This is a genomic window from Eximiradius proteiniborus (assembly GCF_058546985.1).
The window spans coordinates 2126485-2151900 of sequence record NZ_CM178592.1 but is presented as its reverse complement, the minus strand read 5'-3'; the positions used below and the strand labels follow the sequence as shown (position 1 = coordinate 2151900).

Here is a 25416-nt window from a genome sequence, read left to right as displayed (position 1 = left end):
GTTATCAAAAACAACCGTGTTTTCCCTATGTCAAATTTCATTACTAATGAAAATGAAAAGTCGTTAGCTGAACGACTGGAAAAAATTCTATCTGTTTCTCAGCAAATTCGAGCGCTTGTCGGATTTTGCTATTTCGATGGCTTCCTCCCGCTGTATAATGCACTTCGAAACAATAATCAAATCATATTCAAATTACTTATAGGCTTGGACATTAAACTTTTAGATAAATTGGTTGTAGAAGTAGAGCAGAATTACAAAGATAATTATAATAAACAGTTAGATAACTTTCTTGAAGGATTTGTTGCTTATTTCCGTCATCCAATGTCGGATAAACAATTCGTTTATGATAATGCTAAACTGTTAATAGAACTGATTAAGCATAATAGACTTATCATTCGAAAAACCAAAAAGCCAAACCATTCGAAAATCTATCTCTTTGATTTAGACAAATCCCAAATTGCAGCCCGTAATACATTCATTACCGGAAGCAGTAATCTAACGCGTTCCGGGCTGGTTGGTCAAGAGGAATTTAATGTTGAAATTAAAGACTATGGCTACGAAGAAGCAAGCAGGTATTTCGAAGAACGATGGCAAGAAGCACTCCCAATTACAGAATCGGAAGAACGAAAACAAAAATTTATTCATACTCTGGAAAAACGAACACACCTAAGGGAGGTTACTCCTTTCGAAGCATATGCTTATATTCTAAAAAGCTATTTGGATAGCTATCAATTCGGCGATGCTAAATTAGAAATTGAAAAAATATTTATTGATAAGAACTACAAACCTTTTAGGTATCAGTTAGATGCTATCAAACAAGCTATACCAATACTGAATGCTCATAATGGTGTCTTGATTGCCGACGTAGTAGGTTTAGGAAAATCTGTTGTTGCTTCTGTAATTGCCCGGCTAACTGGTCGTAGAGGGATTGTTTTGTGTCCTCCCGGTTTAATAGGTGATGAAGCTGCTACTACAGGGTGGCGCGGTTATCTGAAAGATTTCAGCCTGCACGACTGGAGCGTATTTTCAACCGGCAAATTGGATACTGTGATTAATGCAATCGAAGGCGATGATACTATTGAATGCGTTATTATCGACGAAGTCCATCGCTTTCGCAATCAAAATACTCAAAGTTATGAACAACTGAAACGAATTTGTAATGGTAAAAAAGTAATTGCTCTTACTGCTACTCCTTTTAACAACAAACCGCACGATTTACTTGCTATTCTCAAACTTTTCGTTAATACCCGAAGGTCCACTCTTACTCTCGAAGATGATTTAGAATTTGTTTTCAATAAAATTGACGCAGAGTTTAGAAAATTACATTATATTAAAAAATACAGAGATCATAAAGATTCTGAAAAAAGAAACAGAGCTGAAACTTACTTAAAAATTCTGTTTCAAAGAACAGATGTTGATGATAAAGAAATTAATGCAAGAATTAAAAGATTAGCTAATCAAGTTAGAGAAATTATCGAACCAGTTACTATTCGCCGTAATAGAAAAGATTTGCAAACCCACCCCGTTTACCAAAAAGAAATTCAAACTCTATCCAAACTCAAAGATCCCGAAGCTGCTTTCTTCGAATTAGATAACGACCAAGATAAATTTTACAACGATGTTCTTAATCATTTCAAAGACCCAGACGAAGGTGGCAATTTCACCGGTGCAGTTTATAGACCAATCTTCTATCAACAAGGAATTTTTAAAAATATCGATGACTATGATAGCGACAACCAAGAGGCTCTCACCCAAGATGAAGTTACTCAAACCAACTTGTACGCCTTAATCCGTCGCTTGTTGGTGCGCCGCTTAGAGAGCTCTTTTGGTGCTTTCAGTAAATCGCTTTATGCAATTTCGGGGCTTTTCAAAAAAATTCTTGAGCTTATCGAAAAAACAAATACTTACTTGTTCGATATCAATACTATACAGAAAATTTTAGATTTGCTCGACGACGAAAACGAAGATAAATCCCCTGAGCAAATCGATTATGAAATCAAAAAACTTATTATGGAATATGAACAGAAGTATGATGATAAACGCCACAGAGTTTACTATTTGGATGATAGTTTCAAAATGAAGGGAAAATTTATTCAAGACATCAAAAAAGATATTCTGCTGATTGAAATGATATTAAAAGACTTCAACAATCTGCACCTAATCGACAACGACCCCAAAAGCTTTGCTCTCAATAAATTTATTACAACAAAATTCAAAGAAAATCCAAACCGCAAAATCCTTGTCTTTACCGAATTTGCCGATACTGTTTACTTTTTGAAAGATAAATTGGGAAAACTCAATCCCGAACTTTTTAATCGCACTCTATTTGTAGCTGGTAATATTAGTGCTACCTTGAAAAACGAAATCATTACCAATTTCGACGCTTCCTACAAAGTGCAGAATAACGATTACGACCTAATAATTACCACCGATAAGCTATCCGAAGGCTACAACCTTAACCGCGCCGGTATTGTTGTAAACTACGACATCCCATGGAACCCCGTCCGTGTTATTCAAAGAGTTGGACGTATCAATCGTATCGGGAAAAAAGTTTTCGACGAACTCGAGATTTTCAACTTCTTCCCTACCGAAAAAGGCAAAGACCATGCCGATGCCAAAACTGTTGCTGCAACTAAAATGTTTATGATTCACAATATCTTAGGCGAAGATGTTAAGATTTTCGACCCCGAAGAAGAACCGTCCCCATCACGACTTTTCGAAATTTTGAACCAAAACCCCGAAGATGCTGTCGAGGAAAGCCTCTACACCAAAGTCTATAACGAATTCGAAAAATTCAAATCGCTTTATCCCGATATCCTTGATCGCATCTATTCTCTGCCAAACCGCTCCAAAGTCGTTAAAGCTTCCAATAATAACGACTTAACTGTCGTCTATCGCCGCAACCGACTTTTTGTGCAACACTTCGATTTAGACGACAACAATAATGAATTACAATTGAAAGAAATGCTCTTCGAAGAACTGCTCGACAAAATCCGCTCCACTCCCGATGTCAAACCTCTAAAAGTTGATTCTAACTTCTGGGATAAATACGAAAAAGCAATTAATTTCCATAAAAAAATACCTCTCGCCAATATCCTGTCTAAGGATGGAAAACAAGCCCGAAATAAACTCATTCATATATTAAGATCTTTTACCGCTTTACCCAATGATTTATATTTATTTGTTCAGGATTTGCTCGACGATTTCGATAATATTGGTTCACTTTCTTCCTACACTATTTCGTATATTGCAAAAATTAACATCGAAAACATTGAAAAATTAATTCAGGAACTTACTGAACTTCGAAATAGACTGGGTAACGATTATTTCTCTAAATTAAAGTCGCAAGATGATGATAATACAGAAAAAGAAATTGTTATCTCTATTATGAACAAAAAGGATTAGAGTATGAATATTGATGATATAATTCAGAATTTAATTCAGAATTTTTCTGTCGATAATTTAATTTCATTTTTTCACTCAAAATCCGATTATTTTTCAGTTATCGAAGAAGAGTATTCTATCGATAAACTCGATAATGACTATTTCCACACACCTTTTCACCTTGGTTCAATTATCCACGACCAGCAAACCCGCCCCAAATTATGCGTGTTCGCTATCAAAGTAAAAAAAACGCTATCGGAGCGCTCCAGCAAACGCAAGCAATTCGAATTAGCTCGCAATATTTTGAAAAATGAGATTATCTATCAAGGTGGCTTCTTTGTTTTCTACGACAATTCTGGCAATTTCCGCTTCTCGCTTGTGTTTACGGAATACAAAATCGAAAACAACAAAATTAAAACTGAATTTAGCAGCTTCCGCCGCTACACCTACTTTGTCGAAATTGGCAAACCTAATAACACATTCAAACAACAAATCATTAAAGCCAATTTCGACGACTTCGACTCCATCAAAGAAGCTTTCTCGCTTGCCAAAGTTACAAAAGAATTTTATGATGAGATTGCTTTGCTCTTTACTAAATTAGTTGGTGGTGAGAGAGCCAACAAAGGCAAAAAAGATCATTTTAAAAAAATAATCAAGTATCCAGGTGAAAACGAAACCGAAATCAAAGATTTTACTGTTAGGCTTATTGGTCGTTTGCTCTTTTGCTGGTTCCTGAAAAATAAAAAATCTTCTAACAATATACCATTGATTAGTAACGATATTCTGTCTTCAAAAAAAGTTAATGAAACTCAAAATTATTACCATAATGTATTAGAGCCACTGTTTTTTGAAGTTCTTAATACTGAAAATTCTGAAAGAAAAGAAAAGTTCAAAACTGAGCCGTTTAATATTGTCCCATACCTGAATGGTGGACTGTTCGAACCACAAGATAAAGATTATTACAAAATCAACGAAATTACCCAAAATTCTGAATACATTAACACACTTGTTGTGCCTGATAAATGGCTTTTGAAAATACTAGAATTGTTCGAGCGATATAATTTTACTATCGACGAGTCTTCGCCTTATGATGTGGAATTAAGCATTGACCCCGAAATGCTGGGTATGATTTTCGAAAATTTGCTTGCCGAAATTAACCCCGAAACAGGCGAAACCGCACGAAAAGCAACTGGTAGCTTCTACACTCCACGCGAAATTGTCGATTTTATGGTTGAGCAAAGCCTTACTGGATATCTCAAAGACAAGCTTGCAGGCAATCCTAATATTGACCAACAAATACTTGACGAAAAACTTAAAGATCTCTTTAACCCGTTTTCAACAGAAAATCCCTTCGCTGATATTCCTTCGGCTTCTGATACTATTTTTTCTGCTTTGCTCGATCTCAAAGTGCTCGACCCCGCTTGTGGTTCGGGTGCTTTTACTATGAGTTTTGTTCATAAAATGCATATTATTCTGGAAAAAATTGATCCTAATGGAAAAAAATGGCTCGTTCATCTATTGAAAAATATAAATGATGCTACTTTCAGAAAAACTTTAGAAAACAAACTACAAGGCGAAAAAGATTTAATCGATTACTCTCGCAAGCTCGGTATCATTAGAAGAACTATCTACGGTGTCGATATCCAGGAAATTGCCATAGAAATCGCACGCCTTAGATGCTTCCTTACTCTCATCGTTGATGAAAAAATTGACGACAGCAAGCCCAATCGCAACATACTTCCACTGCCTAATCTCGATTTTAAATTTATCGCCGCAGATAGCCTGGTTGGTCTTAATTTTATTTATTCAAAATCTGGATTTTATTCTGACACCGTTGAAAAAGATTTCAAGAGTATTGTCGATGAATTATTTAATTTAAAAGACGTATTTTTCGATGCTGACCAAAATAAAAAAATTGAATTGAAAGAGAGATATTTTGAATTAATGAATAAATTAAAAGATCTTTTGATAAGCGGTAGAAAGATTAAGCCTGATTTAAAATTGGAAGGTTTAAAACTCACACAATGGAACCCATTCGAAAGCAAACCTACCGACTGGTTCGACCCCGAATTTATGTTCGGCGTCCGTGATGGCTTCGACATCGTTATTGGCAATCCGCCGTATATTCAATTGCAAAAAGATGGTGGGCGTCTGGCTAAATTATACCAAAATCATAATTATGTAACTTTTGCCCGAACTGGTGATATTTATACCCTTTTCATCGAGCGCAGCATTAATTTGTTAAAAGTTAATGGAATTTTATCTTTCATCACTTCCAATAAATGGATGCGCGCAGGTTATGGCGAAGCATTACGTAAATTTTTGGCAACAAATACAGCACCTATCCAATTAATCGATTTCGGTGGCTACAAAGTTTTCGAATCCGCCACTGTGGACACAAATATTTTAATTACAAAAAAATCCCACGTAGAGACACAGCACGCTGTGTCTCCACAAAACCCAACCCCAAACAAAAATACCCCACGTAGAGACGCAATGCATTGCGTATCTACAACCCAAAACAATATATCCCCTGCAGAGGCACAATGCATTGTGCCTCTACAAAATACACATCAATTCTATGCCTGCACCGTTGGCAGCGATTTCAATTCCGATACCTCCATTGCCGATTATTTTGAACAACATAAACAATTAATGCCTCGTATGAATAAATCGGCTTGGATTATTTCCTCCGATATCGAAACCAAAATTAAAGAAAAGATTGAAGCTATCGGCACACCCCTTAAAGATTGGGATATTAATATTTATCGTGGTGTTTTGACCGGTTTAAATGAAGCATTTGTTATTAACGGGAAGAAAAAGGACGAATTAATTGCCCAAGACCCCCGCAGCGCCGAGATTATAAAGCCAATTCTTCGCGGAAGGGACATTAAACGTTATAAAGCAGAATTTGCCGACTTGTGGTTGATTAATTCCCATAATGGAATAAAGGATAAAGGAATAAAAAGAATTGATGTAGTAAATGATTACCCCGCAATTTACAATCATTTAAAGCAATATGAAAAAGAATTGATTAAACGGCAAGATAAAGGAGACCACTGGACTAATTTAAGAAACTGTGCCTATCTCGAAGAATTTGAAAAGGAGAAGATAGCATGGGCTGAAACAGATCAAAACTTAAATTTAGTTTTTGTTGAGAAGGGAATTTATTTACAAAAAACTTGTTTTATGATAGTTGGTGAAGTATATACAATCAAATATTTAAATGCTATTTTAAATTCAAATATAATTCAATGTATGGTGAGAAATATTGCACCTAATTTAGGTAAAAAAGGTATGAGTTTAACAAAAGAAGCAGTTCAATTGCTCCCAATTCCCAAAATTCCCCTCGAACAGCAGCAGCCATTCATAGAATTAGTAGAAAAAATACTTGCCAAAAAGGAACGCAACGAGGACACCACCGCCTTAGAGCACGAAATCGACCACCTCGTTTATAAATTATACAATTTAACCGACGAAGAAATAGCCATAATAGAAAAAAACAAATAACCACCCCCGTAGAGACGCAATGCATTGCGTCTCTACAAAACCCCAAAAAAATGTATCCTAATGTAGAGACACAGGATGCTATGTCTCTACAAACCCAAAAAAAATAATATATTTCGTAGAGGCACAATGCATTGTGCCTCTACAACACCAAAAACATATTACAAACCCCGGGGGATTGTGAACCCCGTAGAGACGCAATGCATTGCGTCTCTACAAAACCAACAAAACAAAAATAATCGTACCTCTACAAAATACGTTTCAACAAATTGCGTTTCAACAAAAAAATGAAAATACACAAAATTGGAAATGAATAATGACCAAATACCAAAACAAATATCGAATTGAATCGATACGGCTCCCAAATTACGATTATTCGCAACCCGGTGCATATTTCATTACAATATGCACACACAACAAAATACATTATTTCGGCGAAATCACAAACGGCAAAATGCAATTGAATAAATTCGGAAAAATTGTGGAGGAAGAATGGTTAAAAACACCAATGATACGACCCGATATGAATTTAATTTTAGATGAATATATTATTATGCCCAATCATTTTCATTCGATCATCATTATCAATGAAAATGAAATTAACACCCGTAGAGGCACAATGCATTGTGCCTCTACAAATTGCGTCTCTACAACAAATTGTGTCTCTACAAATCAATTTGGACGTCAATCAAAAAATCTCGGTTCAATCGTTCGTGGTTTCAAATCTGCCTGCACCAAACAAATCAACATCCTGCGACCCGCCACAATCCCACCAATCTGGCAACGCAATTATTACGAACATATAATCCGAAACGAAAAATCGCTATCCGAAATACGAAATTACATACAAAATAACCCATTAAACTGGGAACACGACGAATATTATATTCACTCGTAGTCCGGAATATTACTAAACACAATTATTCCGCGTAGCTAATGTTTATTTGCAGATAAAGCCGATTGTCTTTGTTGCCCTTGATTAAATCGTATGAACTGCCTAAATTTTCGAGTTTCGGTTTTTCTAATCTCGTATAAGCAAAATGCAGATTGATATATTTCAATGGTGAATAATTAATCCGAAGCAACACTCGACTGCCTTCATCATATAGCGGGTTTGTGTAAACAGAAGTTGGCATTCTATATTCATAATGCCAGATTGCAGATGAATAACTATCAGTATTAAAAACAGAAACTCTGCCTGTAATTGAGAGATTTTTCAGCACATCGTAACTTATTTGCAAATAAGAGGCATAACCATTTTCATTAGGCTTTTTGTGTTCAAAGTCAATATCAGTCGCATCAAATCGGGTTTTGAATGTTAAATTTTTTATAATTCTTCGTTCGAATTCAAAACGAACCTGATTACGGCGAAGAGTGTAAATTACCTGGTTTTGGGCTCCTTTGGGTTTAAAGCCATCAGTTTTAGCTTCGGCTCTTATCAATAGAAAGAATGAACCGAGCAATTTATTATCATATAGATGTTTGATAGAATAATCAAAGCCTTTGATTGGCTTTTCGACGGAATAGGTGCGACAATGAGTGCGATATAAATCCAAATATCCTTCGGTTCTAAGATTTTTGCTTATTTTTGCATAAAAGGCTGTATAAAGCCCTTCTTCGTTTGCAGGGATAGAGCTTTCGCCAAAGTTGTATCCCCAAAAGCTTCGGTAATTTGAATGGTAGTTTCTATAATGAACTGCAAAATCAACATTATTGAGTTTGAATAAAGAATATAGCTTCACCGCTGGAAATTCTTCTGAATAGAGAGAATATTCACCGCCCAAGCTAATATTTGGAGCGGAATAAAGCGAATATACGGAAATAATAGTTGAACTCGAGCCTTCGAAGGCACGGCTGGAAGAGCTTTTTAGAGGATAATCGTATTTTAACGAGAAACAGGTAGCGCCAAGTGTGATTTTTTTGTAATGATATGCAAAATTAACTGCAACGGATTTTTCACCAAGGGCATCTTTTTTGTTGATTTCTGTTTTGGTGCGGAAATAATTTGCAGTGTAAATAGAGGTAGCAACATTTTTTGCTGTATCAATATTTGCGGGTCGTTTAGCATTCGAGACGAAAGCGGTTAGAGTAAAGATATGCCACAGGTGATTGAATTTGTATTCGATGGCGGCTCCACGCATAAAGTTTGTTCTCATTGATGATGTGTTTAGATTTATCGAGTTTCGATAGGGTGCAGCCGAACGAACCGCATCGCCACCTTTGCCCAGAGAATATGTTTGCCAGAGCGTATTCCCGCAGCCGAAAGCAGCAGCGAAATCCCCAACTAATATTTTTAAATTATCAGTCTGATATTTTGAACCGACAGAAAAAAAATCATAAAGATAAATCTCACCTAAATTTTTATTTCCGATAGCTTGAATTTGGAATTGGGAGTAATTTGCCTGAAATCTCTGATAAATGTCGTATTTATCGCCAAGGTATTTTTTCTCTTTCAATCCCCGTACAGTTTCGAAACGCTCGATGCTACGAACTTTGTAGTCGGAAGAAAACAGACGGTGCGATATTGTGTCCCTATCGGTTGCTTTAATTATTATTTTTTGCTGGATGTCGGAAAGCTCTAAACCATCGAAAAGCGACCAATAGGACGAACCCGGATTATTGTTGAACCGTTCAATTATTGTAGAAGAAACATAATAATTAATGTTTGGCAGAACAGTCAGGGCGTCCGGGCGGGCTTTGTAGAGCTTGATAGGATTTGCGAAATAATATTCGAGAGTTTCAATAACATCGGTTAGTTCTTCTTCTGAGGAAAATTGAATAAGGTATCTTTCCAATTCGAAATCATCTATATTCTGAGAATACAGACAATTTGAAAATAGTAAGAGGACATTCAATATAAAGCTATTTTTGCTCATAAACGAGAAATGAAGAACCTGAAAGTTCTTCATTTCAACTAAAAAGCAAATATATGTAACAGAAACTTATGCTAAATCTTCGTCGTCCTCGAATAAATCGTCTTCTTCGTCGAAATCAAGGTCGTCTTCGTCGAATTCTAAATCTTCTTCGTCGAAATCGAATTCTTCGTCGTCAAAGTCGAACTCTTCATCATCAAAGTCTTCATCGTCATCATCATCGCCAAAATCGAATTCATCACCTTCGTATTCATTATCTTCGTAGTAATCTTGGTCTTCTTCGTCGTCATCGTCATCTTCGTCTTCGTCAAAATCATCGTCTTCTTTGCTCAGACTGATAGGTGCAATTAAAGAAATTTCCGGGAAATAAGCGAAGAAATGTTGCTTATTCTCATTCTGCAATGAAATGATAAAAAACTTAATTAATTGATTTACATTTAACATAAAAAAACCTATATATTACAACAATAATTATTATCAAATTTCATAAACATACAAATATCGCAGAAATAAACAATTCAAACAAAATATTTTTAGAAAAAACATACATTTTTCAGATTATTAATTAAACACTAATAAATAAACAAAATATTTTGATTTTGCTATTATTTCTTGTTTCATAATAATTTGCATAGATTAACATAATTAGTTATATTTCGTTAATTATATAAGTAATAACGGTGATGCAATGAAAAAATTACTTTTAACTTTTATACTCCCATTTTTTTTATTTAACAACCTGATTTCGCAGGAGATAAGGGCAACAGTAAGCGTCAATATGGAGCAAATAGATCCAGATAAACGAATATTTGTTTCATCTCTCGAAAATGACTTGCAGAATTATATTAACAATCAACAGTTCGTAAATATTGAATGGGAAGGCGAACGCATTCCAGTGGATATAAACATAGTATTATCGGGTGGCAATAGAAACAGATTTTCAGCGCGGATGTATATTGTGTCCCGGCGACCACTGCTGGACGATGCCGAAGCAACTTCCGTTGCTGTGAGATTGCTCGAAAACAAATGGGCATTTTCGTATTCGCAGGGAGCAAATTTAACCTTCAATATCAATAGATTTGATGAAATAACAAGCATTATTGATTTTTATATGATGCTAATAATTGGGATGGATTTAGATAGCTATGGCGAACTTGATGGAAATGTTGCATTCGACCGTGCAAAGCAAGTATTGTTGCTTGGTGCAAATCAAGGAGTTGACGGTTGGGGAACGTATGCGGCACCGGGTGAACTTACTAAATACACTTTAATAAGTGAACTCACTGACCCGCGCTATCATAATTTCCGTAAATTAATAACAGAACTATATTTAGATGGAATGGATTTGCTCGCAAAGAACAAACAAAAAGCACTCGGCAACATTGCTCAAACTATATCAAAAATGGCTGATTTCAAGGAAAAGCGAATGGTCGGACCGAGCGCTTTTCTTCAAATGTTTTTTGATACAAAATCGCGGGAATTCGCCGCACTCTTCAAAGGTTATCCGGACGGGAAAGTATTCGACAATTTAATATATTTAGATCCAACTAATGCACACATTTACAACGAAGCCAGAAGATAATCTGCGAGGGAAATAATTGAAAGAACGTCAAAAAGATACAGTTTCGCCATTGAAAAACAAAGAAGATGAATTAGATATTACACTGCGTCCGGCTATTTTCGAAGAATTTATCGGGCAAAGGAAAATTGTAGAAAATCTGAAAGTATTCATCAAAGCGGCACTGCAAAGAAAAGAAGCATTAGACCACGTTCTGCTAACCGGACCTCCCGGACTTGGCAAAACAACATTAAGCTACATTATTGCCCGGGAAATGGGCACAAACATAAAAACCACATCCGGACCCGTTCTGGAAAAGCCCGGAGATTTAGCCGGATTGCTAACAAACTTAACCGATGGAGATATATTATTTATTGATGAAATACATCGACTATCGACGGTAGTAGAAGAATATTTGTATTCTGCAATGGAAGATTTTCGGCTGGATATTATGCTTGATAGCGGACCATCGGCTCGAACAATACAGATAAAAATACCTAAATTTACATTAATCGGTGCAACGACACGTGCCGGATTGCTTTCAGACCCGCTTCGTTCACGTTTCGGAATTGTAAACCGGCTTGATTATTATGATAGCAAAGATTTATTTGTTGTGGTGCTGCGTTCAGCGAAGATTTTGGATATACCAATCGATGAAGAAGGAGCAATGGAAATAGCAAAGCGTTCGCGTGGAACGCCCAGAATTGCAAACCGATTGCTCAAACGTACCCGGGATTTTGCCCAAGTGAAAGGAGATGGAAGAATCACGCGAGAAATTGCCCAATACGCTCTTTCGGCTCTTGATGTTGATAAATACGGGCTGGACGAAATGGATAAGCGTATTCTTCAGGCAATAATTTACAAATTTAATGGTGGTCCGGTTGGGATAAACACAATTTCGGTATCAGTTGGCGAAGAGCCGGGAACAATTGAGGAAGTATATGAACCGTTTCTAATTCAGCAAGGTTTCATCAATCGCACTCCGCGTGGCAGAACTGCAACCAGGCTTGCGTATGAACATTTAGGAGCATCGCATAGCGAAGACGAAAACAGATTATTTTGATAGCAAACAAATGTTTATAAATATAAAGAGGCTGCTTTTTCAACGAGGCAGCCTCTTTTATTAGAAAAAAGTGATGTATTTATTTACCGAGTAGTTCGCGATAAGTTGCAACATATTTCATATAATTAGTTGGTGTGTTTTTGACGCGTTCTATTTCTTTGGGAGTGAGTTCGCGAACAACTTTTCCGGGAAGACCTGCGAAAAGAGTGTAGGGCGGCACTTCGAAGCCTTCGCGCACCAAAGCCCCAGCTGCGACCAAAGCTCCTTCGCCAACAGTTGCACCATCTAAAACAATAGCACCAATTCCGATTAAACAGCCTTTTTTAAGAGTGCAGCCGTGCAGAGAAACTGAATGAGCAACAGACACATCTTCTTCTATCACAAGTGGATAAACTTCGTTTGTAACGTGGAGCATAGACATATCCTGAATATTCGAGCGAGCTCCTATTTTGATATAATGAACATCACCGCGAATAACAGTATTATACCAAACAGATACATTCTCTGCAATTTCTACATCTCCGATAATCCGGACACCTTCGCAAATAAAAGCAGTAGGATGAATCTTTGGGGTTTTGCCATTGTATGAAATAATACTTCCACTATTACCTGTTTCGAGTTTCATCTAAACTCCGAAATTTGTTGAACTAATACTTCTTTTTCGATTTTTTTATTTCACGTTTCATTTGTTTTTGAAGTTCTTTAAGTTTTTCAAGTGCTTCTTCTTTGAATTCTTCGTAGCGGTAAAGCTGCAAGCTATAATCAAGACGGCGGTCTAAATCGCCAAGCACATAGTAGGCTTCATTAATTTCCTGAAATCGTTGGAGAAAATATTCATCTCCGTTATGCAAATCAGGATGGTAGCGCTTAACAAGTTCGTAAAACGCTTTTTTTATGTCGTCTCGCGAAGCGGTTCGCTCCACACCCAATATTGCATAATAATCTTTCGGTTTCATATCTGATTGCAAAATTAAGTAAAAAATAACGAAATTTCTTTTTTAATATTATTCTACCATTATAGATTATAGAGAATAATGAAAAAAAATACATCCGTATTTTTACTTAATTTGAAAACAACAAAATTGAAATGTTATTAAAATTCGAAAAATAATGCAAATTAGAACGGATTTTCGACAAACATTTGTATCATTATATTTTCTTTGCTTTTACCAACATCCATTCTTAAAACCATTCCTTGCATAAAAGCACGAAGCCCTAAACCATAAGTATAACGCATATTTTGATGAAATTCAGCAAAATTCCATTCGGGAGCAACTCTTCCTAAATCACTAAACAAAGCCAATTGCAAAACATCAATGCCAATTTTTCGCGTCCATTCGTAATAGTTAAAAGGATTCCAATCAAGATTTTTCCGAAGTTCCAATGAATAATAGAGCATAGCCCTATCGTGAAACCTTAGGTCTTTATATCCGCGAAGATATTTGGTTCCGCCAAGCGTCGGACCTACAAATAGTTTGCCTCGCTTATATTTCCCTTTGAATTTTTCGTCCCAGGAAGGTGTGTCCATCGTAACAAAATTGAAGGCAATCACAGTAGGAAATGAGTTAATGCCGTCAAAAATCGGGTAAAAACAACGGAAATCGGCTTTCCAAATATCAGCAGGGACGTCGCACCCAAAAGCATTGAATTGCTTGATATATGATACTTTTTGATATGTTCCGTAAGTTGGGAAATAAATGTAGTTTGTATTATCGTTTGATAGAGAAAAATCAATTGCAGAGGTAACAAGCTTGAGCCTTGTAAAATTATTTTTCAGAGTCATATCCCTATAAATCAGCTTTGTCTCGAAAAATACTTTACCGATATTCAACACCGGCTCATTGATTTGATCCTTGCTCCGAATATCGATAACATATTCAAAATCTTTGTCTATTCCCTTCCCAATTGGCAAAAGATGCTTTAAGTTCAGTTCAAACCAATAATCTGTGCCGTGCAAAAGTAGATGTTGCTCTTCGCGTGAGTTGTTGCTTCCGGGCACAATCCCATTTGCATCCGGCAATCCAATATATTCTTTCACGTCGCCAAGCTTGCCAACAAAGATGTCGGGTCTAATGAACTGCCTTTTAAATAAAGGGTTTTGCACTTCATCTGCCTGAAGATAAACGTATTTAGAACCATTTGTCGATATTATTCCGCCAGCTTTGGTAAATGAGTTTTTTTGAGGATAACCTTTGATACTTGTAAAGCTTCCGAACACCCAACCCAATGAATTGCTGTAAAATCCGAACGGAAGCGTATTGACACTAACAGCAGAAGAATCGTTTTCATTTGCAAATGCTAATGAGCTTATCAAACTGAACGATATTAGAAATATTTTCAGTATTCTCATATTATCACTTGTTTTTTTGCAATATTAAGCAAAAATTATGTTCATACCAATAAATTCGTCGTATAGTGAAGATACTATCTTATTCAAAATTGACTTTAAATAATCATTAATAATATATTAATTTTGTTATTTGAATAATGATTGAATATGTTTTAGATGAATTGTTTATTGACCATATGCCGAAAGCAGATAATTGCAAAGAAGTAGAGCAAATATAATTAACAGATTAATTGTAATTCTGATTATTCCAGTAATATTATATAATTCTGCTGGATATGTGTTTTTATTCTCAATTTCTCAGAGAATTATCAAAAAAGAAATCAAACAACTGCTAAAATCGAGCTTGCCGGAAACGGAAGTAGAATTTTTGAAAATAAAGATTGGAGACCCAAATTACAGAAAGTTCGAAAAGAATGAATTTTTCTATTTCGGGCGGCTGTACGATGTAATTAAGATGGAGATTGCAGATGGATGGATGCATATTTTATGCATAAACGACAAAAAAGAGGAGCAACTTTTCAAAAATTTGGATGAATTGATAAGCAATTCTTTTCAAAACGAAGGAAGCCGAGGATATGTATTAAGTAAATTGCTCTCGCTGCTGTTATTTTTCGAAGAGCACGCAAAAACAATATTCTTACCGAATGTAGCATTAATTCAGAGTAATATAGTTAAATTAGAAAAATACATTTCTTATATTTCAGATATACCTACTCCACCGCCAGAAATATAAAAGTATCAGTAAAACTACCTTATTTATAATTTGAACATATATTTTAAACAATAATTTGAGGAATTTATGAGAAAAATAAGCATATATATTGTTTTTCTTTGTCTTTTGTTTAATTCAGTACTTGCCAACAAGGACACTTTGCGAGTGTATCGTCTTGGCGATGTAGTTGTCAGCGGTGTTCAAAAAACGCCACAAATAACTGCTTCGTCGTCTGTGATTGATTTAAAAATGCTCTCCATAACGGACGCCAAATCATTTTCCGAGTTGCAATTATATATGCCTTCAACGATGATCAGAACAAACTCCCGCGGCGAAGCTTTGCCATTTATTCGAGGAGCCGGAGAACGTCAGATGGGATTATTTTTAGACGGAGCTTTGATAAACATCCCTTGGGACAATCGACTTGACTTGAACATTGTGCCCACTGAAATAATCGGACGTGTTAAGGTTGAGAAAAACTCGAATTCAGCACTTTGGGGACCAAATATACTTGGCGGTGTTGTTAGCATTTCGTCTTATGAACGAGTATCCGACGGAATAGGCGGAAATGTAAAGCTTCAATATACAGACGGAGGTGGTCGGTATATTGCCGCATCGAACGATGGAAAATTTGGGAATTTCAATTACCTGACAGCAGTCAGTTACAACAAAGCGGACGGATTTTTGATGTCGAAAGATGCTCCAAATACCTTGCTGCATCAATCGCAAAACTCCCAGCTTCGCACAAACAGCGATTTCGAAAGGCTAAATGTATTCATTCGCTCGGAATACAAACCTGCTGACGGAACTTCACTTGGTTTGTCCTATAATTTGACTACAGCCGAAAAAGGGGTTCCCAGTGAAGAATATCTGTATGCAAAAGATGCTCGTTTCTGGCGTTATTCAGATATCAATCGCAATGTTGTTACATTCAATGCTGAACAGTATTTAAGGCGAAATATGATATTCCGCACAACTCTATGGGGCGATTTCTTCAATCAGCAAATAGATGCATATGATTCTACTTATTCAAAAATTGTAACAAAGCAAAAGGACAAAGATTTCACATTTGGAAACCGCTTTGCATTGGAATATGAAGTGTTTGAAAAGAACTGGCTGACTGCTGTATTTAATTCGTATTATTCGACGCACAAAGAAAAAGTTGACAACAACGCAGAAGATGAATTTTCGCAGTTTACATATTCAGCAGGAGTAGAATACAAATCAAGCTATAAAGATATTAATTTTGCTGCAGGAGCAACATACGACGGAGCAGTAACCCCGAAAACAGGAATTTACAAAGATAGCGAAGGCGAAACATTTCAGGATTTTGGGCTATTTGTAGGTTCGCGATATTATTTGACAGATGAAATTTCTACTTATGCAAATATTTCCCGGAGAACACGCTTCCCAACCTTGCGTGAAGCATATTCCGGAGCATTAGGTAAATTCATACCAAACCCTGATTTAGGAGCAGAGACAGGTCTGCTTCTCGACTGGGGAATAAGCTACACTTCTGAAATTGTTAATTTGAATTTTACAGCATTCGGAAGCTTCTATGATGACTTGATTATTCGCATCAAAGTGCCAAAGGATCATCCGCTTTACGACCCGAATTACCCGAATATGCGAATGAGAGACAATCTTGCCGAAGCAACAGTTTATGGAGCAGAGCTTGGATTTAATTTATTGCCAAATTCTAACCTGCTACTTCAGGGAAATGCCACATTTATGAAATCAGAAGGCAAAGAGCAAGGCAAGAAAGTTGATCATCTCGAATATAAACCTGAAATGCAAGCATCGTTTGTAGCTGGTTATAAGTTCAGTTTTGGGCTCGTCCCACAAGTTGAATTGGAGCATATAGGCAAGCAATACGCTCTGAATGCTATTTCTGGTAAGTTCGACGTGCTTGAAAGCTATACTTTGCTGAATTTACGTATCGGCTATAGTTTCGACCTGTATGGAAACAACTTTGAATTATTTGCCCGATTAAACAACATAACTGATGAATATTACTTAACCCAAATTGGATTACCCGGCTACGGAAGAACATTTACTTGCGGAATAAGCGTAAGATATTAATTTTTGAATTGCATTATATAGCTAAAATCAAAGCCCGTATAGCATATTTGCAATACGGGCATTTTTTTTATTATCGTTAAAATTAACCTACATAAGTTTACTCTAAAGAATAAAAAAAGTTTAACGATAAATTCATTATTAAAATATTGATTATTTCGTTTTTTATTTGTATGTTATAGATAAAAAAGAGGTTTTGTTATGGCTACTCAAACAAACATTTTGCTGGAAACCGGAACCAACGAGCTCGAAATAGTAGAATTTGTAATCGATTTTACAGATGAAAATAAAGTTGAACAAACACAATCATTCGGTGTGAATGTAGCTAAGGTGCGGGAAATCATCAGAATGCCTCAGCTTACTAAATTGCCCAATTTACACGAGTGCGTTTGTGGAGTGTTTAATTTGCGTGGAGTGGTAATTCCGGCGCTTGATTTGCGTAAGTATTTATATGGCATTCCATCGGATCTGACAGACAACAAAATGATTATCACTGAATTTAATAAACTGCGGGTTGGATTAATTGTTAGCGATGTTAAGCGTATTCACAGAATTTCCTGGACCGAAATCACAACACCCGACGCTATGGAAGAATTCGGTAGCGACAAATCATCTATCGTCGGGATAATCAACCTGAAAGATGTAACTGTATTGATGCTTGATATTGAAAAAATCGTAGCCGATATCGATCCGTCTTCTGCAATTGATATAAAACAAAAAGTAGAAAAATTTGAGAAAAAATTACGTGCAATCACAGCAGAGGATTCTCAAACTATTCGCCGGATGATTACCGATAGATTAAAAATTGCAGGTTTCGAAATTGAAGCATTTCATAATGGCGAAGAAGCCTGGAAACGTTTGCAGGAAATCGCCCAAAAAGTGCGTGAAGGTAGCAAATTAGAAGATTTCTGCGATATTGTAATAACAGACATTGAAATGCCTGTTATGGACGGCTACACTTTAACGAAGTTAGTAAAGAACGATCCAATATTACAAAAAATCCCGGTAATAATATTTTCTTCGATAATTTCTGAAGATGTACTTCACAAAGGGAAATCAGTCGGGGCAGACGCACAGCTAACAAAGCCACAGATAGGCGAACTACTATCAACTGTTAGATATTTAATAGATGCAAATAATAGTCGTTCATAAATAAATCAAGAGATAGTATGAAAAGAATTGTACTTGTTAGCACAATATTATGCGTTTCTGCTTTTTTGGTCTCATTTTTAAATAGCCCTAACAACCCGAAGTTTAAGTATTCTGATTTTGAAACGCCAAAATATTGTGGGACTACCTGCCACCGCGACTTCTACAATCAATGGTCGCAAGCAATGATGTCCCAGTCCTATACTCACGAATGGGACGAAATTGAATATTTTGCTTTGGCACTGCCTCACGCACGGCTCGACGAAAAAGTTGCAGAAGTAGAAGCAGGTTGCAATGGTTGCCACGCACCGTTAGCACTTCTTACCGGCGACATTCCTCCGAAACCACCTTCAGCCGGAACAAGAGCAAACGAAGGTGTTTCCTGCGAAGTATGTCATCTGATTTCCGGATTTGAGGGAGACCTCCCTTACAATTTCAACTACGTCATTAAACCCGGAAAAACAAAGTATAACTCACGAATTGGCGAGGTCGGTTCGCCTGTGCACAAAATTGAAGTAAATCCAATAATGAAAACAGGCGACTTTTGCGGTATTTGCCACAACGAAAAAAGTCCATACGGTGTATGGGTGAAATCTACTCATCTGGAATGGAAAGAAGGACCTTACGCCAAAGAAAACGTTCATTGCCAGGATTGTCATATGCCTCGGGCACAAAGCATAAAAGCAGCAATGGGAAAAGTGTATCCTGACGTGCGTCAGCATATTTTTGCAGGTGCTCACGACCCGTCGAAAGTTCGTGGAACAATCGAGATGAAAGTATATCCAGACCATAGTGAATGCGAACCCGGCGATGCACTTAAGCTTACGGTTACGTTGTACAACCAGAAAACCGGGCACAAGTTCCCGACTGGTTCGGTAGAAGACAGGTTAGTATGGCTCGAACTTGTTGCAATCGACGAAGACGGAACAAAATATCATATTCCTGTCAGCCGAAAAGGTTTTCCCGGCGAGGAATATACAATTTCTTCAAAGACGCTTGCATATCAGGATATGGGAGTTCCTCTGAAAGACGCGAATTTCAAAGGATTAGAGCGTGATGATATTCCCGAAGGCAACAGAATTTTCCGTATGCCTTATTTTGACCCGCAAGGAAGAATGACAATACAGCAATGGAACACTGCTTCGCTTGGAGTTGATTATCGCATAGGACCACGTGAAACAAAAATTGAGAACTTTTCATTCCATATACCTGATAAAATCAAATCAAAAGAGCTTACATTCAAAGCTACGCTGTATTATCAACTGCTTGTAAGTTCAGTCGGGAAATATTTGAAAGTTCCCGAAGAAGAATACCATCCCTTTGAAGTAAACACAGCTTATGCAAAAGTAAAAATAATTGATTAAGGGTGAAAAAATGAGAAATTTAGCTTTAGTTATTATTGTTGTGTGCATATTTTTAGAAGCATACAGCGAAGCATCGGCTATTCCGGCATTTGCCCGTCAGTATAGATTATCCTGCCAAACCTGCCACGCCCCAGTTCCAAAACTCAAACCATACGGAGATGAATTTGCCGCAAATGGTTTCAAATTCAAAGACAGCGAAGCACCAAGATATTTTGTTGAAACAGGAGACTCTCAGCTTTCGTTGATGAGAGAGTTCCCAATAGGATTTCGGTTTGATTTGAATGCCGCATACAATACAGCAAACCAAAAGAAAGGTGATTTTGCAACTCCTTATGTTTTGAAAATTTTATCTGGCGGGACAATCGCCCCCGATATAGCATATTACTTCTACTTTTTCTTTTCAGAAAGAGGTGAAGTTGCTGGAATTGAAGATGCTTATATAATGTTTAATGATTTATTCAATATTAATTTAGATTTATATGTCGGACAATATCAAATATCTGACCCGCTTTTCAAACGAGAACTTCGCTTGACCTTTGCCGACTACGATATTTACAAAACAAAAGTTGGCATTGCAAAGGCAAATCTTGCTTACGACCGTGGAGTGATGCTTACTTTTGGGCTTGAAACCGGCACTGACGTTGTTTTGCAAATAGGAAACGGAAATGGCATTTCTCCAGCAAATGAAGCAAGACTATTTGACAAGGACAAATATAAAAACTTTTCTGCGAGAATTTCCCAAGATATTGGAGAATTCGCCCGAATCGGTGCATTTTCTTATTTGGGCAAAGAAAGTGTTAATAGTAATTTTACGCGAAGCAATCAGGAATTCACAATATTCGGACCTGACCTAACATTAAGTTACAGTGATATTCTGGAACTAAATCTCCAATACCTCTTCCGAACTGATAAAAACACTTTGAGAAATTCAGCTTCTTCGGCTATTGATAAAGAAGTAAAAACCGATGGAGGATTTGCCGAGTTGATTTTTACTCCAAAAGGTGATAATTCAGGACCTTATGGAGCGGTGTTGCTTAATTATATAAATAGCGACTACAAAGAACTAAACGAAAAGTCATTAACATTGCACGCAGGGCATGCCATACGCAGAAATTTACGACTTTTTACTGAGTACACATACACAGATAGCGAAGAGTTAGGAAAGTTCGGCAAAGCTGTCGTTGGAATAATGGCAGGCTTCTAAGTAAATTATTATTTTATATAATATTTGTTTGCATCTTCAACTTTTATTCGTATATTCTTTACGAAAGAAGTTGAAGTTTTTATTATTTAGAGATCAATACTCGTTATTCAACTTATTGAATATTTTCAGCTGTTTTTCTAATATATTTCTGATATCAATAAGATAGCTGCTCAAAATTGTTCTCGCGATAATAACTACAAAAGTTTATTAGTGAATATTTCATAATATTGAAAAGCAATTGTTGATGCTTAAATAATATTTTAGTTAATATGATGAAAATTAACAATTGTGATTAATTAACATTATTATTTACAAACATGAGATTAAAATGAGATTTGTTATTTTAATTACTTTAATTTTTTTAGTGGCACATTCATCATTATTTTCACAAAAAGTTATTACTGCCAATTCTATTGGTAATTTTAATGATGGAGTAGCTCCTTTTTTGCTTGACAACAAGTGGGGATTTTTTGACAATGCAGGAAACATTGTAATTCAACCAAAATTAACAGTTTTTGTAAATAACTATGGTGATTCTCCCCGTTTTTCTGAAGGTTTAACTGCAATAGTGGATTTTGAAACAGGAAGAGTGGGCTATATAGACAAAAAAGGCGAGATAAAAATACCTGCTGTTTATTACTCGGCAACTTCATTTAATGAAGGTGTCGCATTTGTTGGACGTCAAAATGATTATGTAATGATTGATACTACCGGGAAAATCATAGGACAAAACTTTGTTGCTATCAATGGTTATTACTCACGTTTTTCAAACAATCGTGCTTGTGTGCAAAAAGGGTTTGTTTATGGCTACATAAATAAAACCGGGAAATTTGTAATTGAAGCAAAATTCGATGAAGCCGATGATTTCTCCGAAGGACTTGCCGCTGTAAAAATGGATGGGAAATGGGGTATTATTGATACTTTGGGAAATGTAAAAATTGACTTTAAGTTTAGTAACAAACCAAATTCATTTATGAATGGCAGGGCTTTTATACAAGGCACAAATAATAAATGGGGAATAATTGATACTGTTGGTAATTTGATAATAGAACCAATTTATCATCAAGTATTTAATTATAGTGGAGGATATGCTATCGTAAGCCTAATGGATGAAAAATGGAACTTAACATACCAGATAATTGACGTTAATGGCAAACCCGTAAAAGTATTCGGGAAAGCAGCTAATAGTATCGAAACAATAACGATTTTGAGCGGTTTTTCGGAAGGATATGCCATCGCAATGAAAGGATGTAAAAAAGGCTTTATAGATAATAAAGGCAAACCTGTTGTCGGTTTTATGTACCGAGAGTTGCACCCAATGTCGTGTGGGATGGCGTATTTTGAAAAATTTGATGAAAAAACTAAAAAAGTATCACGCGGATTTATTAATAGCACTGGAAAAGAAGTCATATTAATAGAAGAACCTAAATTTTGAGATAGTGTTCTTTCCATTTGCAAAAAGAGAATTATTTTATCTAACTTTAAATTAGATTTTTGCAAAATGCTCTTTTGATTGACGTCCAAAAATTTGCTATTTTAAGATTGTGGATGTAGCAGTTTTCATATTGTTGCTTTTTTTTGGATTTGCAACGGTTTATTTGTTTGTGCTTGCTGTGTTTTCGTTGCTACGCGAAAAGAACTTTCAACCGCAAATAAACAAACTAAACCGATTTGCTGTTCTAATACCCGATTATAAAGAAAACCGAATTATTCTTGATGTAGCGCGTTCGGCACTAAATCACGATTATCCGGGCGGGTATTTCGACGTGTATGTAATTGCTGATGGAGTTGCACCCGAAACTATTGCAAAGTTGAAAGACACAGGATGCAATGTGCTTGAAGTGCAATTTGAAAACAGCACAAAAGCTAAATCGCTTAATTCAGCTCTTAGTAGCATTGAACAAGACAAATACGACTATGCTGTGGTTCTTGATGTCGATAATATTATGCAACCGGGATTTCTGCATCAGATGAACTTAGTGCACAATAGCGGCTACAAAGTTGTTCAAGGACATCGTACAGCAAAAAATATAAATACAAATACTGCATACTTGGATGCATTGAGCGAGGAAAGCGCCAATTCGCTGATTAGGCGAGGAATTTTTATGCTGGGCGGTTCGGCTATGATAATTGGTTCGGCTTTCTCGATTGAATGGAATTTGTTCAGAAGGCTTATGTCGGACATTCAGGATGTGGCAGGAGAGGACCGCGAACTTGAAATTCGGATATTAGCAGAAAGAATAAAGATAGCATATTGCAGTGCAGCTGTGGTATTGGACGAAAAGGTCGAAAACTGGGGAAATTACACTCGTCAACGCTCTCGCTGGGCTGCGGCACATCTTGATTTTGTTTTGAAATACTTCACCAAAGGCTTTGTTCAGTTATTCAAAGGGAATATTGATTATTTTAACAAGGTGTTGCATAGCTTAATTCCACCGAGAATAATCTTACTCGGGGCATTGTCAGTATTTTTTATTCTGTCGCTTTTAATCTCAGATTTTCCTTTTTCGGGATGGTGGATTTCAATATTCGTTCTATATATAGCAACTTTGATGTTATCAATTCCAAAGCGTTTTTACACTTATAGAATGCTTGCAGCATTATTGGAGCTCCCCAAAATGCTGTTGCTAATGCTACTTTCGTGGGTCAAAGCAAAAGGACAACGCAACAAGTTTGTTTCGACACCACACACTTACACAGGCGAAAAGAATTAGTTGTTTTCCTGAATTGCTTTATTCAATTTTTCTTCGAAATCAGGAATTTTGGCGATAAAATCTTTCATTTCCTCGATGAAAATTTGCATACCGGCTGGGTCGAGCGAATTAATATCAGCAACAACTTCAATAAATTCATCGAAGTGATTTAATTTTGTGTGGATTTTAGCTTTCAAATACAAGGCTTCAAGCCAATTCGGAGCTAAATCAACCAGATGGGCAACTTCTTTGAGAGCTTCATCGAATTTACTTAATTCATATAATACTTGAGCGTAATCGAATATATATTCGGAATTATAGGGTTCTATTTCAAGCGCTTTTTCGTATGATTTCGAAGCTTCATCTAAATCATCAAGATTGTAGTACGCATCACCCATAGAGTGATAAACGTCTGCATAATCAGGCTTAATTTTCACACATTGCTTAAAGTCGCGAATAGCAAGTTCATATTCTTCGATTGCGTCATAGCAAATTCCTCTGCCGTAGAGAGCAGGATAATAGTTTGGACGCACTTGCAACAAACGGGTAAATGTGGTGATAGCAGAAGTATAATCGCCACTGTCGCCAAGTAAACTTGCTAAATTATGAAGAGCATCGACATCTGATGGATTAATATTTATACATTCCCGGTAGCATTCAATAGCTTCGTTGGTATGCCCAATAGTTGTATATACATTAGCTAAATTGTAGTAGCATACTAAAAAATTAGGATTAATAGCAAGTGCCATTTTAAAAGCATCAATAGACTTGTAGTGCATACTATTGTATGAATATACAAGCCCAAGATTGAACCAAAGGTAGTAGTCGTATGGATTTTCGTCTATTGCTTTTTTGTAATATTCTATTGCATCGTCGTATTTATCTAAATTAGTGTAGCAAAAAGCAATTTCCTGAAACAAGTCTTTGCGATAAGAAGCATTCTCTTCCAAACCTTTTAGGATGGAAACAGATTTCTCGTATTCTTTAAGAGATTGGAAAATCAAACCCATTTGAAAATCAATATCATCATTGGCAGGGTCGAGTTGCTTGGCAATATTAATAATATTCAGAGCTTTTTTGGGATTGCCGGTGTTTTCTAATGCAATTGAGTAGTTTATCAAAGTATCAATATCTGTCGGGTTTTCGTTATACAATTCTTCGGCAATTTCGAATGCTTCTTTGTATCTGCCAAGATTGAACAAAATCACACATTTTTTATTTCGTGCATCAACAGAGGCTGGATTGTATTCCAAAAGAAGTTCACAAAAAGCAAGAGCATCTTCGAACTTGCTTTTCGAAAGAGAATAATCAATTAAATCATCAAGCGCATCAGCACTCGGAAGGTCTTCGTTGCTTTTATTGCGACGACGAATTGCCCGACGGAAACGCTTAAACTGTTCTTCTATATCCTCGGGAAACTCATCATCATATTCATTGAAAAAATCGTTCATTTGCAAAAAATAAAAATAATAATTACAAT

General features: G+C 36.3%; 18 protein-coding genes. 12 read left to right on the top strand and 6 right to left on the bottom strand.

The annotated features are described in order from the left end of the window. The first annotated feature begins 27 nt into the window (after positions 1 to 27). From ACY2LT_RS08930 to ACY2LT_RS08920, 3 genes are all read left to right on the top strand, one after another. Entirely contained in the window at positions 28 to 3405 is a 3378-nt protein-coding gene (locus tag ACY2LT_RS08930; RefSeq protein ID WP_491815238.1) for a helicase-related protein, read from the top strand. 3 nt (positions 3406 to 3408) lie between these two features. Then, a complete protein-coding gene (locus tag ACY2LT_RS08925) occupies positions 3409 to 6894 on the top strand; it encodes an Eco57I restriction-modification methylase domain-containing protein (RefSeq protein WP_491815237.1) in 3486 nt (1161 codons plus the stop codon). 313 nt (positions 6895 to 7207) lie between these two features. Next, a complete protein-coding gene (locus ACY2LT_RS08920) occupies positions 7208 to 7789 on the top strand; it encodes a transposase (RefSeq protein ID WP_491815235.1) in 582 nt (193 codons plus the stop codon). Positions 7790 to 7811: 22 nt separating this feature from the next. On the opposite strand, the gene ACY2LT_RS08915 is transcribed toward ACY2LT_RS08920, so the two are convergent. Then, complete coding sequence (locus ACY2LT_RS08915; protein WP_491815234.1) at positions 7812 to 9800, bottom strand: hypothetical protein; 1989 nt, start codon at positions 9798 to 9800, stop codon at positions 7812 to 7814. A gap of 33 nt (positions 9801 to 9833) precedes the next feature. After that, entirely contained in the window at positions 9834 to 10208 is a 375-nt protein-coding gene (locus tag ACY2LT_RS08910; protein WP_491815233.1) for a hypothetical protein, read from the bottom strand. A gap of 244 nt (positions 10209 to 10452) precedes the next feature. Between ACY2LT_RS08910 and porD the strand changes: the two genes are divergently transcribed. Both porD and ruvB read left to right on the top strand, forming a co-directional pair. Beyond that, complete coding sequence (gene porD, locus ACY2LT_RS08905) at positions 10453 to 11346, top strand: type IX secretion system protein PorD (protein WP_491815232.1); 894 nt, start codon at positions 10453 to 10455, stop codon at positions 11344 to 11346. A gap of 16 nt (positions 11347 to 11362) precedes the next feature. Further along, complete coding sequence (gene ruvB, locus ACY2LT_RS08900) at positions 11363 to 12385, top strand: Holliday junction branch migration DNA helicase RuvB (RefSeq protein ID WP_491815231.1); 1023 nt, start codon at positions 11363 to 11365, stop codon at positions 12383 to 12385. A gap of 79 nt (positions 12386 to 12464) precedes the next feature. On the opposite strand, the gene ACY2LT_RS08895 is transcribed toward ruvB, so the two are convergent. The 3 genes from ACY2LT_RS08895 to ACY2LT_RS08885 form a co-directional block, all read right to left on the bottom strand. Further along, a complete protein-coding gene (locus ACY2LT_RS08895) occupies positions 12465 to 13010 on the bottom strand; it encodes a gamma carbonic anhydrase family protein (RefSeq protein ID WP_491815230.1) in 546 nt (181 codons plus the stop codon). 22 nt (positions 13011 to 13032) lie between these two features. Next, positions 13033 to 13341 (bottom strand): DnaJ domain-containing protein, encoded by a 309-nt coding sequence (locus ACY2LT_RS08890; RefSeq protein WP_491815229.1) that lies wholly within the window; start codon positions 13339 to 13341, stop codon positions 13033 to 13035. 161 nt (positions 13342 to 13502) lie between these two features. Then, positions 13503 to 14735 (bottom strand): BamA/TamA family outer membrane protein, encoded by a 1233-nt coding sequence (locus tag ACY2LT_RS08885; RefSeq protein ID WP_491815228.1) that lies wholly within the window; start codon positions 14733 to 14735, stop codon positions 13503 to 13505. A 193-nt stretch (positions 14736 to 14928) separates the two neighbouring features. On the opposite strand from ACY2LT_RS08885, the gene ACY2LT_RS08880 reads away from it, so the two are divergent. The 7 genes from ACY2LT_RS08880 to ACY2LT_RS08850 all read left to right on the top strand — a co-directional run bounded on the left by ACY2LT_RS08880 (position 14929) and on the right by ACY2LT_RS08850 (position 23957). After that, complete coding sequence (locus ACY2LT_RS08880) at positions 14929 to 15468, top strand: hypothetical protein (RefSeq protein WP_491815226.1); 540 nt, start codon at positions 14929 to 14931, stop codon at positions 15466 to 15468. A gap of 66 nt (positions 15469 to 15534) precedes the next feature. Continuing rightward, positions 15535 to 17529: a TonB-dependent receptor gene (locus ACY2LT_RS08875; protein WP_491815225.1), complete on the top strand. Its 1995-nt coding sequence runs from the start codon at positions 15535 to 15537 to the stop codon at positions 17527 to 17529. A gap of 198 nt (positions 17530 to 17727) precedes the next feature. Continuing rightward, on the top strand, positions 17728 to 18678 hold the full coding sequence (locus tag ACY2LT_RS08870; RefSeq protein ID WP_491815224.1) for a chemotaxis protein: 951 nt from the start codon (positions 17728 to 17730) through the stop codon (positions 18676 to 18678). 17 nt (positions 18679 to 18695) lie between these two features. Continuing rightward, positions 18696 to 20039, top strand: a complete 1344-nt coding sequence (locus ACY2LT_RS08865) for a multiheme c-type cytochrome (RefSeq protein WP_491815223.1) — start codon at positions 18696 to 18698, stop codon at positions 20037 to 20039. A 10-nt stretch (positions 20040 to 20049) separates the two neighbouring features. Next, complete coding sequence (locus tag ACY2LT_RS08860) at positions 20050 to 21243, top strand: hypothetical protein (RefSeq protein WP_491815222.1); 1194 nt, start codon at positions 20050 to 20052, stop codon at positions 21241 to 21243. A gap of 328 nt (positions 21244 to 21571) precedes the next feature. Then, positions 21572 to 22678 carry a WG repeat-containing protein gene (locus tag ACY2LT_RS08855; RefSeq protein ID WP_491815221.1) on the top strand — a complete coding sequence of 369 codons (1107 nt, stop codon included), beginning with the start codon at positions 21572 to 21574 and terminating at the stop codon, positions 22676 to 22678. A gap of 109 nt (positions 22679 to 22787) precedes the next feature. Beyond that, the gene (locus tag ACY2LT_RS08850; protein ID WP_491815220.1) at positions 22788 to 23957 is read left to right on the top strand and encodes a glycosyltransferase family 2 protein; all 1170 of its coding nucleotides are present in this window, start codon (positions 22788 to 22790) and stop codon (positions 23955 to 23957) included. On the opposite strand, the gene ACY2LT_RS08845 is transcribed toward ACY2LT_RS08850, so the two are convergent. Next, positions 23954 to 25387, bottom strand: a complete 1434-nt coding sequence (locus tag ACY2LT_RS08845) for a tetratricopeptide repeat protein (protein ID WP_491815219.1) — start codon at positions 25385 to 25387, stop codon at positions 23954 to 23956. The two genes, ACY2LT_RS08850 and ACY2LT_RS08845, sit on opposite strands and share 4 nt — an antisense overlap. Between the last annotated feature and the right edge of the window lie 29 nt (positions 25388 to 25416).